Genomic DNA, 17,856 nt, shown 5'->3' with positions numbered 1-17,856 from the left:
ATAGCTGTCGGGGTGTACTCTGTCGCACCCTATAGTACAGTTTGCGGCCTGCGGATCGCACACTATACGGGCGATCAGTACCCTGTACTGGTACAAGGCTCATGCCCTCTATAAAATCGCGTAAAGTATGGCACCATGTCTCACCTTTCTACCTTGATGCATGGATCCACCCGCACCGAGTTCATCGCCGAATGCGGGGCTCTCGTTGAAAAAGTCGCCTCCGCCCAATCCGGCATTTCTGGCATGGCCATTAAAGGCGGATTGGCCGCCGCCAAAAAAGCCGATGCCAACGTCGTCCCCAAGGCGCTGGAACGGATCTTGCCGGATGTCCTCGATGCCCTGGATCCGCGGTGGCAGGACTTTGCGGAAAGCGGGAAGGATGATTTCGGCGCCTTCCTTGAACCGCGGCAAGAAAAGGTCAGCGATGAAATTATGAATATCGCAGATAAGCACGTAGAAAAGGTGAACTCCGCCGCACTGCGCAAACCCTATAATTCCCTGCGCGGCAAGGCCACCAAGATCTTAAGCCCGGAAGTTCCTGCATTCGGCCGCGTCGTGCAAAAGCACATGTAAATAAATAGTTTCCACCGGTTTTCCTGCGGTTGAAGGTTTTCTGGACTGCGGAGTATAAGTGTGGAAGTGAATTATTCCCCGCATCATAAATCGTCGGCATCAGAAGCAAACCGCACCGATTACCCCGCCGGCCAAGACCCCGCCCGCTGGCGGGTTCTTATTATTGTGCTGGTCACGGTGTTCATGTCACTCATTAGCGTGTCCATCGTGAACGTGGCGCTGCCGTCGATTCAGTCTGGGCTTGGTGCCACGGATTCAGATGTGCAATGGGTGCTGTCTGGTTATGCGCTTACCTTCGGCGTGGTCCTCGTCGCCGCCGGGCGCGCCGGCGATCTCGTGGGACGCGGGGGCATCTTCCTCCTCGGCATCGCCGTCTACACCATCAGCGCCGCCGTCGCGGGTTTCGCGCCGAATGCGCATTCTCTGAATATCGCGCGTTTTGTGCAGGGTGTTGGCGCCGGATTGCTGAACCCTCAGGGAGTGGGAATGATTCAGCAATACTTCCGCGGGGAAGAGCGCGGCCGCGCCTTTGGATACTTTGGTGCCACCGTGGGAATCGCCGTGGCCATCGGCCCGGTCTTAGGCGGCTTCCTCATTAAGATCGGCGGCCCTGACCACGGGTGGCGGCTGACCATGTTGGTCAATGCCCCGATCGGCCTGCTGGCCATCATCCTGGGCCTCATGTGGTTCCCACGCCCGCTGTTTTCCCGCGTCCGCGATGCCGCGGGCAATAAGCTGGGCATCTTCAAGGCGCTGGCCACCCTGGATCCCATCGGCGCGCTCATCCTCGGTGCCGCGGTCTGGTGTATCCTCTTTCCCTTCATGGACTCCACGGGGTCCCCGGCCGTGTGGTGGCTGCTTCTGGCAGGTGCCGTGCTTATTGGCGTGTGGGTGCTGTGGGAGCGCCACCACAAGGCCACCGGCCACCCGCCGATGGTGGATCTCAATATCTTTGCCACCTCGAGCTTCCGCAATGGCACCATCATCGCCACGTTGTGGTTTATGGGCATTACCAGCATCTGGGTGCTCGTTGCGTTGTACTTCCAAAATGGCCTGGGCTACTCCGCCCTGGCAGCCGGCTCGGTGGGCATTCCATCCGCGCTTCTCAACTCCATTACCGCTACCATCGCGGGCCGCAAGATTTCGCGCTACGGGCGCATAGTGGTCATCATCGGCATGCTGACCACTATCTTCGGTCTCATCGCCACGGTCGTCTTTATTTGGGGCACCACGCACTGGGGAATAAGCGAATGGTGGCTCATCCTTTCCTTGGCATTTATCGGGCTTGGCCAGGGTGCTGTGGTCTCCCCTAACCAAACCCTGACCTTGGCGCAGGTCCCAGATAACTACGCCGGTTCCTCCGGCGCGGTCCTGCAAACCGGCCAGCGCATCGGCACCGCCATTGGCTTGGCCATCATTACCGCCATCGTCTTTGCCATGCTCCAAAGCACCTCCGGAGATTGGCCCGTATCGATCATGACCGGCTTTGGCGTCATCATCGCCGTCTGCCTAGTGTCCTTGAGCTTTGGGTTTGCTGATCAGCGCTCTTCCAGCAGCTAAATTTCCTCACCCCATAGTTAGAGCCCACCGTGGAATTATTCACGGTGGGCTCTAGCTTTTCCCTAGCCACTGCGCGCACAGGGCTAGGCCAGCGATTTAAATATCCAGGAAGCGGACATCCTTCGCGCGGCGGGTAATGAAGGAGCGGCGGGCGGCCACGTCATCACCCATGAGGATGGAGAACAGCTCATCGGCGCGCTGTGCGTCTTCCAGGTCCACGCGGCGCAACAGGCGCGTGGAGGGATCCAGGGTGGTCTCCCAGAGCTCGGAGGCGTTCATCTCGCCCAAGCCCTTGTAGCGCTGGATGCCGTCATCCTTGTTGATCTTGCGGTTTTGCTCCAGGCCTTCCGCCAGCAGCTTATCGCGCTCGTCATCAGAGAAGGCGTAGCCAGGCGTGCCCTTGGACCACTTCAGCTTGTAGAGCGGCGGGTTAGCCAAGTACACGTGGCCATCCTCAACCAACTGCGGCATAAAGCGGAAGAGCAGGGTCAACAGCAGCGTGGCGATGTGCTGGCCGTCCACGTCGGCATCGGCCATCAGCACGATCTTGTCGTACCGCAGCTTCTTGATATCGAATTCCTCGTGGATGCCAGTGCCCAGTGCGGTGATGATGGCCTGGACCTCGGCGTTTTTTAAGACCTTATCCATGCGGGCCTTTTCCACGTTCAAGATCTTGCCGCGCAAGGGCAAGATGGCCTGGAACATGGAGTCACGGCCGGCCTTCGCGGAACCACCCGCGGAGTCACCCTCCACGATATAAAGCTCCGAACTCCTCGGATCCTTGGAACGGCAATCCGCGAGCTTGCCGGGCAGTCCGCCCAGATCAGTGGCGGACTTGCGGCGCACCATCTCGCGCGCCTTGCGCGCTGCCATGCGGGCATGCGCCGAGGAGACGGCCTTATTGATAATGGCCTTTGCCTCTGCCGGGTTGGCATCAAACCAGTCATTGACGTACTCGTTAACCGAGCGCTGCACAAAGCCCTTGATCTCGGAGTTGCCCAGCTTGGTCTTGGTCTGGCCCTCGAACTGCGGATCGCCCACCTTGACCGAAATGACGGCGGCCAAACCTTCGCGGCAGTCATCGCCAGAAAGGTTGCGGTCCTTGTCCTTGATGAGCTTGTGCTCCTTGGCATAGCGGTTCATCAAGGAGGTCAAAGCTGCGCGGAAGCCCTCTTCGTGCGTGCCGCCCTCGTGGGTATTGATGGTATTGGCAAAGGTGTGCACGGACTGCTTGTAGCCCTGATTCCACTGCAAGGCCACCTCAACCTCGTGGTCCTCGCCCTTTGCCTCGAAGGACACGATGGTGGGGTGAATGGCGCTCTTGGACTTATTGAGGAATTTTACGTAGTCCGTCAGGCCCTCCGGGTAGTGGAAGGTGATCTTCTTGCGGCGCTTCTTATCGGCCTTGGTGACGTTCTTGGAGTCGGCTTCCTCGTTGAAGGTATCGCCGGCATCGGGGACATCATCAAAGGAGGTCTCATCCGCGCTCGCCTCACCGGATTCCGCATCCGCGATTTCCTCGAGCTCGATCTGCTCTTCGGTGACGCGTTCATCAATAAGCTCGATGGTCAAGCCCTTATTCAGGAAGGCCATCTCCTGCAGGCGACGCGCAATGGTGTCGTAATCGAACTCGGTGGTTTCAAAGATCTCCGGATCCGCCCAGAAGCGAATCTTGGTACCGGTACCGCGGGCGTTGCCGCCTTCCACTAGGTCATCCGGGATGGCGTTCTGGAAGTTTTGGTACCAGTGCTTGCCCTCACGCTTGATCTCCGCCTCCACGCGGGTGGACAGGGCGTTGACCACGGAAATGCCGACGCCGTGCAAGCCGCCGGAAACGGCATAGGAATCGGAGTCGAATTTACCGCCGGCGTGCAGCTGCGTCATAACCACCTGGACGGTCGGCGCACCGGAGGCGTGCATCTCCACCGGGATACCGCGGCCATTATCGATGACCTCGACGCCGCCGTCTTCCAAAAGCTTGACGGTGACCTTGTCCGCGAAGCCTGCCATGGCCTCATCGACGGAGTTATCGACGATCTCCCAGATAAGGTGGTGCAAACCGCGCGATCCGGTAGAACCGATGTACATACCGGGGCGCTTGCGGACGGCCTCTAGACCTTCCAGGATCGTAATTGATCCAGCATCATATGCGTGTTCTTCAGCCACGGATTCGTGCTCTCCTTTTGGCTATAGCTAATTCTAAGACTTTCACTATTCTACACGCATACCCCCTACTGAATGACACCCCACACCGGCCAGAGGTAGCTATGTGGCGCTCTCTGTGGTTATTTATCTTTTAAACGGCAGAGCTAACCTGCACCTATCAGCCACTTATCAGCCGTAGGTATCTTGCGATCCCTGCGGTTTCACCCACTGCCGACCCTCGTAATTGCGCTGCTGCCGCGGGCCATGGATCCGCAGTTCAGCGATGACATCGGGGCCGAGCCGGTCCGCAATTTTGCGCAGGATTTCCCGCTGCAGGTAGCGCAGTTCCGTGGCCCAAGTGGAGTTATCGCAGGAAATGTAGACGATCTTGTCCTTGATTCTTTGCGGCTGCGTATGGGCGGCAATGCGCTCGCCCACCAGGCTTTCCCAATTCCCCATCACCCAGCCGTGCGCTAATTCATGCTCCCAGCCGCGGTGGGAAATCTCCTTTTTAATCTGTGCGCCCAGGCTCGGCACATCAATCTTTCGCCGCGGCCTCCTGCCATCGGCGCCGGTAGGCCTGCCCACCTGGTAGCCGCGATAGTTCTGCTGTTGGGCATCCGCCAAGGAGGGCACCGGCATCTTCGGCACTGGGCGCGTAAGCTTTGGCGGACTCTTCGAGGTAGAGCGCACCAACCGGAAGTATTGGGTAACGGGATCCGTGCGCTGCGTGCCGGTGTCCCCTTCTTCCTCACTCATGCTTCTTCCTCGCTAGCCTCTCCTGCTGTTGCTTCCGTGTGCAGGGTGGAAATGCGCCCCTGGTCCGTATCTTCCACTCCTACCCGGTAACGCACGATGGGCTCCAGGTTATCCGGTAAATCCTCATCCACCGCGGCGGTGATAAGCACCTGTTCTGCCGTGGCGGCGAGGTGAACCAGCTGGGTGCGGCGCTTGGCATCAAGCTCGGCAAAGACATCATCCAAGATGAGGACCGGATCGGATCCCCCTTCTTCGCGCAGGAGCTCAAACTCCGCCAAGCGCAGGGCGATGGCATAAGACCAGGTTTCGCCGTGGCTGGCAAAACCCTTGGCCGGCTGATCCCCCAGGTGGAGCACGAGATCATCGCGGTGCGGGCCCACCAGAGAGATGCCGCGCTCGATCTCGCGCTGCCGGGCAGAGGCCAGCTCGGTCAGCATGACGGCCTCCAGCACCTCGCGGTCAGAGGTATCAATGGTGGATTTATACTCCACGTGCGCAGGCCTCGACTCCGGTGCGAGGCCGGCATAGGCGGCGGGAATGTGGTCCAAGAGGGCATCGACAAGCGCAAGGCGCGCCGCAATAACCTGTGCGCCTAAGCGTGCGAGCTGGGCATCCCACGTATCCAGCGTGGACAGCGCCGAGGCGCCGTCGCTATCGCCATAGCCGCGCCGCAAGCTTGCCGATGCCGACTTCAACAACGCATTGCGCTGCTTTAATACCTTGTCATAATCCGCCTTAACCCCAGCTAGGCGCGGGGTGCGCGAGGCGATGATGCTATCGAGATACGCGCGGCGCCCCGCGGGCTCACCGCGCACCAAAGCCAAATCCTCAGGAGAAAACAGTACCGTTTTCACCACGCCGAGCAACTCGCGCGGGCTGCGCAGCCTCGTGCGGTTAATCTGCGCCTGGTTGGCGGCGTGGGGTTTTATCAGCAGGTGGGTGGTTAATTCGCGCCCCTGATTGACGGCAGTAAGGGACACCCGCGCGCTCTGCGCGCCCTGGCGCACCAGCGGCGAATCATGGGAGACGCGGTGGGAAGACAGGTGGGCGGTATAGCCCACGGCTTCCACGATATTGGTCTTGCCAAAGCCATTGCGGCCCACAAACAGAGTAATCCCTGGGCCCAGCTCAAGCTTTAGTTCGGGCCATGAGCGAAAATCCCGAACATCGAGATCCCGTATAAACATTAACCTGGCAGGCGAACCGGCATTAAGAGGTAGGTGAAGTTGGTCTGCGGCGTGGGGAAATTGCCATCCTCATCCGCTTCCGGCAGTTCCTCTGGCTCCGGGATCATGATGGCGGGGCGGGAAGGCTCCGTAAACCCGAAGACCACGCGATCGGTGTTGATGACCGCCAGGCCGTCCTTCAAATAGCCCGGGTTGAAGGCGATGAGGAATTCATCGCGGCCATGGAACGCGCACGGCAGCGTCTCGGTGGCATTACCGGCATCGGCGCCGGCGGACAGGGTGACCTGGCCATCGGCAAATTCCATGCGGATCTGCGCATTGCGGTCCGTCAGCAGGGAAACGCGGCGAATGGCCTCTTGCAGCGGCGCTACCTCAACGGAGGCAATATTCGTGTGCGACTTCGGAAGCAGGGGCTGGACGTTTGGGAAATCCGCATCCAGCATGCGCGTAGTGGTTTCTCGGTTATCCGCGTGCAGGCCAAATAGGCCATCGGCGCCGATATTATCGCCGGAACCCACCGCGATCTCGATGGGAATATTCAAATGCGGATCCAGGCTGCGGCCGGTATCTTGCAAGGTCTTTGCCGGGACCAGGAGCTTAGCCTCAACGTCCTCAGCAGCCGGCTCCCATTCGAGGGTGCGCATGGCCAAACGGAAGCGGTCCGTTGCCGTCATCTCAATATCCTTGCCGTGGATATCCATGTGCACGCCAGTGAGCATGGGCAAGGTGTCATCCTTGCCGGCTGCGGATGCCACCTGCTGGATGGCCTCTGCGAAGAGCTGCGGTTGGATCGTGCCGGTGACCTCAGGCAGGACTGGCAATTGCGGGTAATCATCGAGCGGGATGAGCGGTAGCTCGAAGCGGGAGGACCCACAAGTAACCAAAGCCTTGGAATCTACCTGGGAGATCTCAACTTCCTTATTGGGCAAGGTAGCCACGATATCGGAAAGCAATTTACCGGCAACGGCGATCTGGCCGGGCTCATCCACCATGCCGGCGATGCGCACCTTGGTAGAAACCTCGTAATCAAAGCCGGTGAACTCTAAGCCGTTGTCATCAGCGGTGATGAGCATCGCGCGCAGCACTGGCTGGGTGACCTTGGAAGGCAGGCTGCGGGCAACCCACGCTACGGCGTTGGCAAGGTCATCTTTGGCAACGCGAAATGACACGGCTTCATCCATGGTGCGAAGAGCTCCTCTTTGGCGGGGTAGGAATGTGTAACTTTCAAAAGCTGGCTTCCAACTTACCGCATCCGGTGAACCTTGTAGTTTTCCCTCCGCCCGTCCGAGCCAGCGCCGCGTGCTCGGCGTCGGGCACAATTCCACACATCCCCTTTCTACTTACAAGATCAGAGAAATAATTTAGTAGTAGTAATAAGCGCTGTGGGATCTGTGATCAACGGGGTAAATGACAAGTTCAGCGCGGCGATCCGGGGTGTGCCAATTCTTGTGATCTTGCTGTGATCAACCGGCCCGGAATGTGGATAAATTGGCGGGTCATCGTTTTATCCACAGCCTGCACTAGTTTTCCACGGATCTGCACACAGCGCTGATCACAGGGGCGTCTGTGCTGGATAGGGCCTGTGGAATTTAAAACTGTGAGCAAAATCTACAAATTACATCCGTGAAATTACACAGGTGTGGATAACTCTGTGGATAGCTGTTCATACGGTCTTTACAGGGACATAACCGCAGGTAGGCGGCGGTGAAAGGTGGGGGCATCGGCAAGCGCGGCGCCTGCTTACAAAAATGGCGCCTTCCTGTTATTTAAGGAAGACGCCACCGAGTGGTTCGTTTGATCTAGGCGCGACCGCGATTCTTGATGCGCTGGGTCAGGGACTGGATCTCGTCGTAGGTATTGCGCTTTTCAGTCATCTCTTTGCGGATCTTGCGATCGGCGTAGATCACCGTGGTGTGGTCCTTGCCGCCGAATTGCTCGCCAATCTTGGGCAGCGATAGCTCGGTCAATTCGCGGCAGAGGTACATCGCCAGCTGGCGGGCGTGGGCCACCGCGCGCTTCTTGCCAGCACCGCGCAGAGTTTCTACATCAATATCGAAGTATTCCGCGGTGACCTCCATGATGGAGGCCGCGGTAATTTGCCTGTCAGCAGAATCCGGCGCGAGATCGCGCAACGCAATTTCTGCCATTTCCACGTTGATCGGCTCATTGACCAGGGAGGAGTACGCGGATACGCGAATGAGCGCGCCCTCGAGCTCGCGGATGGAAGACTCGAAGCGCGAGGCGATGAGCTCCAGGACGGAGCGATCCACCTCAGTGCCATCGGCGGCGGCCTTCTTCATCAAAATGGCGATGCGGGTTTCCAGGTCAGGCGGTTGAATATCTGTAATCAGCCCGCCCTCAAAGCGCGTGCGCAGGCGATCCTCCAGCGTGGTGAGCTGTTTTGGCGGCCGGTCCGAGGACAAAATGATCTGTTTATTGGCCTGGTGCAGCGCATTGAAGGTGTGGAAGAACTCCTCCTGCGTGGATTCCTTGCCCTCTAAGAACTGGATGTCATCCACCATCAAAATATCGAGGTTGCGGTAGCGCCGCTTGAAGGATTCCTGGCGGTCATCGCGCAAGGAATTAATATAGTCATTCGTAAATTCTTCCGAGGACACGTATTTCACGCGCAGCCCCGGGTGTAGCACCTGTGCGTAGTTGCCGGCGGCATGCAAAAGGTGCGTTTTGCCCAGTCCAGAACCGCCCCAGATAAATAGCGGGTTATAGGCGCGGGCGGGATTTTCCGCCACCGCTACTGCCGCGCCATTGGCAAAACGATTCGAAGAACCGATGACGAAGCTTTCAAAAGTGTGCTTCGGGTTTAGCGAGGTTTCGCGGTTGGGATCGTGCGCCGGGGCCTCCCGCGGAATGCGCGCGGCATTCGCAGATCCGCCAAATTCTGGTTGCTGGCGGTTATAGTCCTGCTGGCTGGTGTAGTGCTCCGCCAATTCATCCAGGCTTGCCGGGGCATGGCTGGAGCGCCAATTAGGCGGGGTCTGACCTGCGGTGGAGTTGTTATTTCCGCGGGCTGCCGCCGCATCCGTTTGCTGGGGGCGAGAGACGTAACTGTGCGCGGAGGAAGAATCGGTCTGCGCCGGTGGCATGTGCTGTGCCGGCGGGTTGGGTTGGGAGGAAGGGGCCTGCGTGCTTGCCGATGCCCCTCTCGGTGCCGCCTGCGAATTCGACGGGTCAGCCGGCGGTTGTGGCTCTTGCGGGGTAGCCAGGGTAACGGCGAAGGAACACGGGCGACCGAGGTGGCGGGTAAGGGCCTTGGAAATATATCCGCCGAGCTCATTTTCTACGACTTCTTTGGCGTTGACATTTTCCGCTGCGACCAGCGTGTAGCCTTCCACCATCATGATCGGGCGAACCAGCTGCAGGTAGAGCCGTTGCGTATGCGAAAAGCTCGGGACCTCAGAGTTGGGCTGTTCGGATTGCGCGAGCAGATCATCGACGATCGCGCGCCACACAGCTTCTAGGTTCGCTTGTGGTTCAGTCACAACGGGCTACCTTCAATAATTCTCTCGGGGACGGGTGGACAGTAAATAACAAATTCCACGGTGGATTCCACCGCGGTTTTCACAGTGGTTTTTATCGAGTCACCTCGATCTCCACAGAGTTATCCACAGGTGTGGAAGAAATAGTTATTCACAGCTTAGTGCATGGCTGTGGATAACTTGTGATAGCCCACTTTATGGTGTTGTACTGCGGAAACAGTAAAACTCTCAAGTGGTTATTTAGAGTTATCCACAACGGTTCGCTTGCTGTGGAATTCGATTCCTTAGTTCTACCGCCGCGAAGGCGGGTGTGTCTAACGGAGGATTTATACTTAAAATGCAAAATGCTATGGAGGGTTGCGGCGCGAAGGATTAGCCGCAGCATGAGCGCGAAAACTGGCCCTCTAGCTGCAGGAAAAAACACTTATGTAATTTCGGGTGTAACCGGGTGTCGATTTGTTTCCAGCGGTTTAAATCACGTAATCTGGCATGGTCTATTGCAACAGAGAGTTGCGTATGAACAGGACGGCGTCACTTCGCATTGGCTGGGCTACCAAGGCTCGCCGAGCATTTGGATAACAGTGACGCGTCAGGTTCATGGAATCCATTCATCAGTGGATGTGCTGCCGTTTTCAGGCGGCAGTATGTCCACGTACAACTTCAAGGAGAATTGACGTGGCAAAGGGTAAGCGCACGTTCCAGCCGAACAACCGTCGCCGTGCACGTAAGCACGGTTTCCGCACTCGCATGAGCACCCGCTCCGGTCGTGCAATTGTGGCCGCTCGCCGCAAGAAGGGCCGCGCAAAGCTGTCCGCATAAGTCATGCTGCCAGCCCACCACAAGCTCACATCGCCGCCGCAATTTCGGCGGACGATGAAGGGCAGTCGCCGGCAGGGCACTCGCACCGTCGTCGTGCATGCGCGCGACACCATGAGTGCGAATTCCATTGGCACCATGGGCAATCCGGCCGAGGTCGCGGCCACTGGGCCGCGATTCGGCCTCATTGTTTCTAAAGCCGTCGGGAATGCAGTGGTACGCCACCGCACCTCCCGGCGGCTTCGCCATGTGTGCATGACGCTCATCCCCAAGCTCCCAGCGGGCGTGGATGTCGTGATTCGTGCGCTACCTGCAAGCGCGACCGCCACCAGTGAGCAATTAGAAAAAGATATTACTAAGGCGCTGCGCAAGCAATGGGATATTTAAATACCCGTGGGGAAGAAATTCCTGCAGCCTCCGGACTGGCCGCGCCGCTGGTTAAAGCGGTTCGTTTCTACCAAAAACATGTCTCGGGCCTTAAGATGGTATCAACCTGTCGGTTCGAACCGACATGCAGTGCTTATGCCTTAGAGGCGTTGTCCCGTCACGGCGCGCTTAAAGGTACGGCGATGGCAATGGCTAGGGTGTGCAAATGTGGGCCCTGGCATCCGGGCGGATTCGATCCAGTCCCGGTACCGGTCACCAACAACAACTGAGGATTAAACACTCGTGCTTAATTTCATTTACTGGCCAATTTCGGCCGTTTTATGGTTCTGGCACTGGCTGCTATCCCTCGTAATGGATCCCGCATGGGGCATTACGTGGATTTTGGCCATCGTGCTGCTGACCTGGACGCTGAAGGCGCTCATGGTCAAGCCCACCGTGAGCCAGATTCGATCTTCGCGCAAGATGCAGGAAATCCAGCCCAAGGTGCAGGAAATCCGCGCGAAGTACGGCAAGGATCAGGCTCGCGCCGCGCAGGAAATGCAGAAGGTCTATAAGGACGCTGGCGTCCGCCCGATGGCCGGCTGCCTTCCGGTCTTGGTGCAGATTCCAATGTTCATTGGTCTTTTCCACGTGCTGCGCTCGTTCGACCGCACGGTGTCTGTAGCCGGCGGCTTTGGACACCCCAGCGGCGAGCCGATGTCCATTGAGGACAATGCCAATACCGCGAACTACATCTTTAAGCCGGAGCTCGTCCAGCAATTCTTGGACGCCAAGATCTTCGGCGTTCCGCTGGTGACGAACCTGCGCCTGAACTCGCCCTTGGTGGAAGGTGTTACCACCACCACCCAGGCGGCGTTCATCATCGTGCCGATGATTGCCGTGATTGTCGTGCTGATGCACTTCAACGCGCGCATGAGCCTGAACCGCCAGGAAAAGCGCCGCGCCCAGGGCAAGACTTCTGCCCCGCAGGGTCAGAATGCGGAAATGATGCAGCAGCAGATGGCCATGATGTCCAAGATGATGCTGTGGGTCATGCCCGCAATGCTGATCTTCTCCGGCTTCATCTGGCCCATCGGTTTGCTGTTCTACATGCTGTCCAACACCGTGTGGACCTTCTTCCAGACCCGCATCATCTACGGCAAGATGGACCGCGAAGAAGAAGAGGAAGAGGCCGCTAAGATTGAGGCCAAGCGCACTACCGCTCCAAAGCCAGGCGCTCGCAAGAAAGACAACCGCACCAAGAAACAGCGGAAGAACGACAACTAAACAGCTACTGAGGAGATTCTCATAGTGTCCGAGATGGACCCGTCTGCAGTATTTGGCTCTCGCCTGCCGCTCGCGCAGGAATACCACGATTCGCTCGCTACAGACGGGTCCACTCGTGGTTTTATCGGCCCGCGCGAGGTACCGCGGCTGTGGGAGCGCCACATCTTAAACTGCGCCGTCATTGAACAAGTAATTCCAGAAGGCGCCACGGTTATCGATGTCGGCTCTGGTGCCGGGCTGCCCGGCATCCCGCTTGCCATCGCCCGCCCCGATCTGCACATCACGCTCATTGAGCCGCTGTTAAAGCGCTATAACTACCTCAACGAGGTGACCGAAAAGCTGGGGTTAGATAACGTCACCGTCCTGCGCGGGCGCGCCGAAGAAGGCCCCATTAAAAAGGCCGTAGCCGGCGCGGACGTGGTGACCTCCCGCGCGGTAGCTCCCCTGGGAAAGCTGGCAAAGTGGTCTCTTCCCCTAGTGCGCAAAGGCGGGGAGATGGTCGCGCTGAAAGGTTCTTCTGTACACGAAGAGCTGGAGCGCGATGCCGCGGATATTAAGAAGGCCGGCGGCGGAAAGGCCGAGGTCACGACTGTTCACGGAACCACGATTATCCGTGTCCCGCGCGTGAACTAAAGTAGACGGCATGACTAATCCGCGCCTTATCACCATTGCTAACCAGAAAGGCGGCGTAGGTAAAACCACCTCCGCCGCTAACTTGGCCGCAGCCCTTGCTACTGAAGGCAAGAAGGTATTGGTCATTGACCTTGACCCCCAGGGAAACGCATCGACCGCCATGGGCGCGGAACATAGCTCAGGAACCGATTCCAGCTATGAATTGCTCTTGGGCGATTGCACTGCGGAAAAGGCCATGCAGGCTTCCCCGCATAATTCCAACCTTTATTGCATCCCCGCGACTATCGATCTTGCCGGCGCGGAAATTGAGATGGTATCTCTCGTGCGCCGCGAGTTTCGGCTTTACGATGCCCTCCATAAAGGGTTCTTAGAAGAGCACGGCTTTGAATACGTCTTTATTGATTGCCCGCCATCTTTGGGCTTGCTGACGATCAACGCCATGACGTGTGCGGAGGAAGTCATCATTCCTATCCAGTGCGAGTACTACGCACTGGAGGGCGTGGGCCAGTTATTGGGCAATATCACGATGATTCGCGAGCATCTCAATGAAGATCTGCATATCTCTGCGGTGCTCCTTACCATGTATGATGCACGTACGCGTTTGGCCGAGGATGTGGCCGATAACGTTCGTGAGCAATTTGGCGCCGTTGTCATGGGCAACGTCATCCCGCGTTCAGTGCGCGTCTCAGAGGCGCCTGGTTATGGGACCACGGTGATTGATTACGCCCCTTCATCCACCGGTGCACGGGCGTACCTCGCGGCGGCTCGCGAGCTGAACAGGCGCGGTGATTATCGCCCGCATCCCACCACGGGAGCGATTGGCGTGAGCCCCGAAATTTATGCGGAGTTGGAAGGATAGGATTTCATGGCAGAACAAAAGCAAGGTGGCCTAGGCAAAGGCTTGGCCGCTCTCATCCCGTCCGGCCCCGATGCACCCACCCGCAAGCCACGGCTGGGTGATTCCGCCGCAGATATTATCCTGGGAAATTCCACGGGCAATAGCGAGCGCAAGGCACGCGGTGAGAAGCGCGTGAAGGGCGCTCCCACCATTCAACAAGGCTCTGGGTCCAAGTCCTCCAAGAAGCGGCAAGCTACGCCGGCAGCAATCGGTGCGACCTATCGCGAGATTTCCGTGGGGGAAATCGTCCCCAACCCCAAGCAGCCGCGAACCGTTTTTGATGAGGATGAGCTCAGCGAGCTGGTTCACTCCATCCGCGAGTTCGGCCTCCTACAGCCGGTCGTCGTCCGCCCCTCCGAGGAGGGCGGATTTGAGCTCATCATGGGTGAGCGCCGTTGGCGCGCCTCCTCCAAGGCTGGCCTGGCCACCATCCCCGCCATCGTGCGCGATACCAAAGATGACAATCTGCTGCGCGATGCCCTGCTGGAAAACATCCACCGCGTCCAGCTCAACCCTTTGGAAGAGGCACACGCCTATCAGCAGCTTTTGGAAGAGTTCGGCGTTACCCAGAACGAACTAGCGGACCGCATTGGCCGCTCCCGCCCGCAGGTGACCAACATGCTTCGCCTGCTGCGGTTGCCAGTGGATGTGCAAAAGCGAGTCGCCGCAGGCACCCTCTCGGCTGGTCACGCCCGCGCTATCTTGGGCCTCGATGACAAGGAAGCGATGGACTACATCGCGGACCGGGTTATTTCGGAGGGCTTGTCCGTGCGCGCGACCGAGGAAGCCGTGACGCTATATAAGCGCGACGGGAAGCCTGCGGAGAATAAGAAGAAGTCTCAGGTACCGCAACCGCAATTTTTCACCGACTCGGCCGAGCGCCTCTCAGATCGCTTCGATACTAAGGTGACCGTGACCATGGGCAAGCGCAAGGGCAAGATGGTCGTAGAATTCGGCGACCAGGAAGATTTCGAGCGCATCATGGCGCTGATGGAGCGGGATAAATAACTGGCTCCTGTGGCAGGTTCCCCAGGTGCCTGCCACTTCCGCAAGGTGAGTGCCCTCCTCTTTAGAGCGAGGGCACTATTTCTTAGAAAAGATGAAGTGGCCCTTGGCTTGTTCTTCCTCGTATTCGGCGCCAAGCGGAATGCCCTTGCGCTCGCGCAGGAGTAGGGCCGCAATAAATCCGACGATGCTTGCGGATACGAGGTAGACGGAAACCGCGAAGGTCGTGCCTGTTGCTTCTACCAATGCTGCGGCGATCATCGGGGCGAAGGCGCCGCCGAGGACGGAACCGATGGCATAGGTAATCGATACGCCCGAGGCACGGATGGATGCAGGGAAAAGCTCGGTATACATGGCAGATTGCGCACCGTAGGTTAATCCGAGGCCTACCGTCAGGAAAATGAGGGCGGCATACAGCAATCCTAGGGACGCCGTATTTACCAGCGGGAAAAGGGCCGCTGCGCCGATTGCTTGAATGACAAATCCGATGAGATACGTCGCGCGGCGCCCGATGTAGTCCGATAACCAGCCGGCGAAAAGGGTAAAGATAAGCCACGTGAAGGCGGATAGGGTGACGGCATTGAGGACATCGCCACGCGCGAGCGAGACCGGGCCCTCAGGGTTGGTGGCGTAATTTTGGATATAGCCACCGGTGGTCATATAGCCCACGGTGCCATTGCCGGCAAAGACTAGGGCCGCGACGAGGACAAGCGGGAAATACCGTTTGAAAAGGATCCCAATGGGGTTTGCCGCCTCGCGTTTCTTATTATCTGAGATCTCCTGAAAAACCGGTGATTCATCTACGCCGACGCGGACGGCGTAACCGATGATCACGAGGACAAAGGAAAGCAAGAACGGCACGCGCCAACCCCACTCAAGGAAGGCATCCCCTGGCGCGATGATGTTCATGATGGACAGCACGCCAGAGGACATCAGCAGGCCGATGGGGACTCCGATCTGTGGTCCAGCGCCGAAGAGGCCGCGCTTATCGTTGGGAGCGTGCTCAACTGCAAGCAGTACCGCTGACCCCCACTCTCCCCCGGCAGAAATGCCTTGAATGATGCGGAGGAAAATCAACAGGATGGGAGCCCATACTCCCGCCGTATCGTAGGTGGGCAGAAGGCCAATCAGTGTGGTGGCCCCGCCCATGGCAAAAAGGGTGACCATGAGAACGAGGCGGCGGCCAAGGCGGTCACCAAAATGGCCCGCTAGGAATGCGCCAAGCGGGCGAAAGAGGAAGGACAGGCCCACGGAGGCGAAGGACACGATGCTGGCTACCCCGCCTTCTAAGGGGCCGAACATCACTTGGTTGAATACCAAGCCGGCAACCGCGGCATAGAGAAAGTAGTCGTACCATTCAATCGCGGTTCCGATTGTGGTGGCAGCTACCACGCGGCGAGTTTCTTTTCTGGAAATTGGGGCGGAGGTTGAGCTGCCCATAATGGGAATCCATTCACTGTGTAGTAGTCAATAACTGGACTGATATTACACGGTGGCTACGCCACAAAAGAATGCCTGCGCCCCAAACCTAGTGAGGAGGGCTAAGCCTGCTCCGCCTGGAGAAGTTCGGAGAATTTGTAGGTGCCGGTAATGGCGGTGTCTTGCTCCATGAGGTACATGCGCTTGACGGCGATGACGATTGCTTCTGCAATATCATCACGGCGCTTAGGGTTGGTCAGGATTTTGACGTCCTCAGGGTTGGTGAGATAACCCAAAAAGATTTGTACCACCGGCATTTGCGTCAGGCGCAAGAGATCCCAGGTGCGGCCGTGGTTAGAACAGTCCTGTAGATCGGTGCGGGCCACAATTTCACGCTGGATGAAGCCGGATAGGGTTTCACCAATGAGTGAAGAGTTTCCGGATTCGGAACCAAAGTAGAACGTGGCTACGCCGTGGGCCTTCTCGTTGGGATAAGAATCGCACGCCAAAGAGATGACCATATCGGCATCAAAGGCATTGGCCAGCTCGGCACGGGATTGCACGTCCGCATCATCGGTGCGGGGGCGCGAAATAATGGTTTCCATGCCGGCGGCGATCATGCGGCCTTCGATGCGTTGGGTGAGATCCCAAAGGATTTCTTGCTCAGAGATATCACCAAAACGGCCCTTGACGGTGAAGCCGGAGTCCCGGCCGCTCAGCGCAGGGTCAATGACCACGCGCTTGCCAGCCAGCTTTGGTCCGGCATTGCGCACGCGCTCGCGCTCCAAAATATTGTGCGCCGAACCGCCGGTGATGCGGCGGCCGAGCAAGCTGAGCGCGCGAATGGTCGCGGGGCCACACACGCCGTCTTCCTGCAGCCCGCAATTGTGCTGGTATTCGGTGAGCGCGGCGTGGGTAGTGCGGCCAAAATGACCATCGACGCGGTCTTGATAAAACCCAAGCTCTTGCAGTTGCTGCTGCAATTGCGAAATGTCATCGCCCACCAAGGCATTGGTGGGCTCGTAGCTCAATACACGGCTACCCAGGGTATAAGAGGCTTGGCGTAACTCGCGCAGGGTGAGATCGTCGATCTCTCCCGTTGGGAGGATGCCGCGCGACTGCTGAAATGCCTTGAGCACTTCAGCGAGATCGGTATCAAAGGTCTTATCAGTCTCGGAGTACTTCTGCTTTTTCCAGGCAGACAGTTCCCCCGTGAAATCTGATAAGAGGCCAAGGCGAGCCAAGGTGGCGCGAGCTTCAGCTACGCGCACACTTGAATCACCAACCCGAAGAACGCGATTCACGCCTTTCACCCCTTCCACGGCCTAGGACTTTGGGCCGCATGGCAGATTTCCTACTCGTTAACTTTAGTAACAAGATTAACAGCTATAACTGCTTTTTCACTTGCGCCACGATGTCATCTTTAGAACGCAGGCCAACGAACTCATCGACCTTCTCGCCATTGTTGAAAATCAATACATTTGGGATGGACATGATTTGGAACATGGCGCCAAGGTTTCGTTCTTCATCGACGTTGACCTGGGCGATGGTGACTTCACCGTCGAGCTCATCTGCGACCTCTTCTAAGATCGGAGACAGCTTCTTGCATGGCCCGCACCATTCCGCCCAGAAGTCTACGACGACGGGTTTATCCGACTCGATGACATCAGAACGGAATGTTTCAGTGGTTACCTTTTTGACGTTACTCATA

18 protein-coding genes are annotated in these 17,856 nt (G+C 58.0%); 10 read left to right on the top strand and 8 right to left on the bottom strand.

The genetic code is table 11. The features are described from left to right. Positions 1–135: 135 nt before the first annotated feature. Positions 136–573, top strand: a complete 438-nt coding sequence (locus tag HMPREF1261_RS02000; protein ID WP_023029776.1) for a hypothetical protein — start codon at positions 136–138, stop codon at positions 571–573. A 60-nt stretch (positions 574–633) separates the two neighbouring features. Then, a complete protein-coding gene (locus HMPREF1261_RS01995) occupies positions 634–2,133 on the top strand; it encodes an MFS transporter (RefSeq protein WP_023029775.1) in 1,500 nt (499 codons plus the stop codon). Between the two features lie 96 nt (positions 2,134–2,229). Here the strand turns inward: HMPREF1261_RS01995 and gyrB are convergent, their stop codons facing one another. The 5 genes from gyrB to dnaA all read right to left on the bottom strand — a co-directional run bounded on the left by gyrB (position 2,230) and on the right by dnaA (position 9,724). Next, positions 2,230–4,299 carry a DNA topoisomerase (ATP-hydrolyzing) subunit B gene (gyrB, locus tag HMPREF1261_RS01990; RefSeq protein ID WP_023029774.1) on the bottom strand — a complete coding sequence of 690 codons (2,070 nt, stop codon included), beginning with the start codon at positions 4,297–4,299 and terminating at the stop codon, positions 2,230–2,232. A 168-nt stretch (positions 4,300–4,467) separates the two neighbouring features. Beyond that, the gene (locus HMPREF1261_RS01985; protein WP_023029773.1) at positions 4,468–5,037 is read right to left on the bottom strand and encodes a DciA family protein; all 570 of its coding nucleotides are present in this window, start codon (positions 5,035–5,037) and stop codon (positions 4,468–4,470) included. Further along, entirely contained in the window at positions 5,034–6,224 is a 1,191-nt protein-coding gene (gene recF / locus HMPREF1261_RS01980) for a DNA replication/repair protein RecF (RefSeq protein WP_023029772.1), read from the bottom strand. The genes HMPREF1261_RS01985 and recF overlap by 4 nt, the downstream gene beginning before the upstream one ends. Continuing rightward, positions 6,224–7,405, bottom strand: coding sequence for a DNA polymerase III subunit beta (gene dnaN / locus HMPREF1261_RS01975; RefSeq protein WP_023016404.1), 1,182 nt, complete (start codon positions 7,403–7,405; stop codon positions 6,224–6,226). The genes recF and dnaN overlap by 1 nt, the downstream gene beginning before the upstream one ends. Before the next feature lie 618 nt (positions 7,406–8,023). Next, on the bottom strand, positions 8,024–9,724 hold the full coding sequence (gene dnaA, locus HMPREF1261_RS01970) for a chromosomal replication initiator protein DnaA (RefSeq protein ID WP_023029771.1): 1,701 nt from the start codon (positions 9,722–9,724) through the stop codon (positions 8,024–8,026). 380 nt (positions 9,725–10,104) lie between these two features. Here dnaA and HMPREF1261_RS12660 point away from each other — a divergent pair, with 380 nt between their 5' ends. Genes HMPREF1261_RS12660 through HMPREF1261_RS01940 form a run of 8 tightly spaced genes read left to right on the top strand, consistent with a single transcriptional unit; the run spans position 10,105 to position 14,729 of the window. Further along, a complete protein-coding gene (locus HMPREF1261_RS12660; RefSeq protein ID WP_156907267.1) occupies positions 10,105–10,395 on the top strand; it encodes a hypothetical protein in 291 nt (96 codons plus the stop codon). Between the two features lies 1 nt (position 10,396). Continuing rightward, positions 10,397–10,540 carry a 50S ribosomal protein L34 gene (gene rpmH, locus HMPREF1261_RS01965; protein WP_005275994.1) on the top strand — a complete coding sequence of 48 codons (144 nt, stop codon included), beginning with the start codon at positions 10,397–10,399 and terminating at the stop codon, positions 10,538–10,540. A 3-nt stretch (positions 10,541–10,543) separates the two neighbouring features. Then, positions 10,544–10,924, top strand: a complete 381-nt coding sequence (rnpA, locus tag HMPREF1261_RS01960) for a ribonuclease P protein component (protein ID WP_023029770.1) — start codon at positions 10,544–10,546, stop codon at positions 10,922–10,924. After that, positions 10,912–11,193, top strand: a complete 282-nt coding sequence (gene yidD, locus HMPREF1261_RS12265; protein ID WP_172596733.1) for a membrane protein insertion efficiency factor YidD — start codon at positions 10,912–10,914, stop codon at positions 11,191–11,193. Before rnpA ends, yidD begins: the two co-directional genes overlap by 13 nt. A 13-nt stretch (positions 11,194–11,206) precedes the next feature. Next, positions 11,207–12,190 carry a membrane protein insertase YidC gene (gene yidC / locus HMPREF1261_RS01955; protein ID WP_023028030.1) on the top strand — a complete coding sequence of 328 codons (984 nt, stop codon included), beginning with the start codon at positions 11,207–11,209 and terminating at the stop codon, positions 12,188–12,190. Between the two features lie 33 nt (positions 12,191–12,223). Continuing rightward, a complete protein-coding gene (rsmG, locus tag HMPREF1261_RS01950) occupies positions 12,224–12,823 on the top strand; it encodes a 16S rRNA (guanine(527)-N(7))-methyltransferase RsmG (protein ID WP_034657987.1) in 600 nt (199 codons plus the stop codon). Positions 12,824–12,833: 10 nt separating this feature from the next. Next, entirely contained in the window at positions 12,834–13,682 is an 849-nt protein-coding gene (locus HMPREF1261_RS01945) for a ParA family protein (protein ID WP_005275982.1), read from the top strand. A gap of 6 nt (positions 13,683–13,688) precedes the next feature. Continuing rightward, entirely contained in the window at positions 13,689–14,729 is a 1,041-nt protein-coding gene (locus tag HMPREF1261_RS01940) for a ParB/RepB/Spo0J family partition protein (RefSeq protein WP_005275978.1), read from the top strand. Between the two features lie 75 nt (positions 14,730–14,804). On the opposite strand, the gene HMPREF1261_RS01935 is transcribed toward HMPREF1261_RS01940, so the two are convergent. The 3 genes from HMPREF1261_RS01935 to trxA form a co-directional block, all read right to left on the bottom strand. Continuing rightward, on the bottom strand, positions 14,805–16,166 hold the full coding sequence (locus HMPREF1261_RS01935; RefSeq protein ID WP_023029768.1) for an MFS transporter: 1,362 nt from the start codon (positions 16,164–16,166) through the stop codon (positions 14,805–14,807). Positions 16,167–16,267: 101 nt separating this feature from the next. Beyond that, positions 16,268–17,449, bottom strand: coding sequence for an N-acetylmuramoyl-L-alanine amidase (locus tag HMPREF1261_RS01930; RefSeq protein WP_034657826.1), 1,182 nt, complete (start codon positions 17,447–17,449; stop codon positions 16,268–16,270). Positions 17,450–17,531: 82 nt separating this feature from the next. Then, on the bottom strand, positions 17,532–17,855 hold the full coding sequence (gene trxA / locus HMPREF1261_RS01925; RefSeq protein WP_023029766.1) for a thioredoxin: 324 nt from the start codon (positions 17,853–17,855) through the stop codon (positions 17,532–17,534). Position 17,856: the final 1 nt, after the last annotated feature.

This window comes from Corynebacterium sp. KPL1818 (assembly GCF_000478135.1).
In the GTDB taxonomy this organism is placed as follows: Bacteria; Actinomycetota; Actinomycetes; order Mycobacteriales; family Mycobacteriaceae; genus Corynebacterium; species Corynebacterium accolens.
This window is presented reverse-complemented; position numbering and strand designations above follow the sequence as displayed.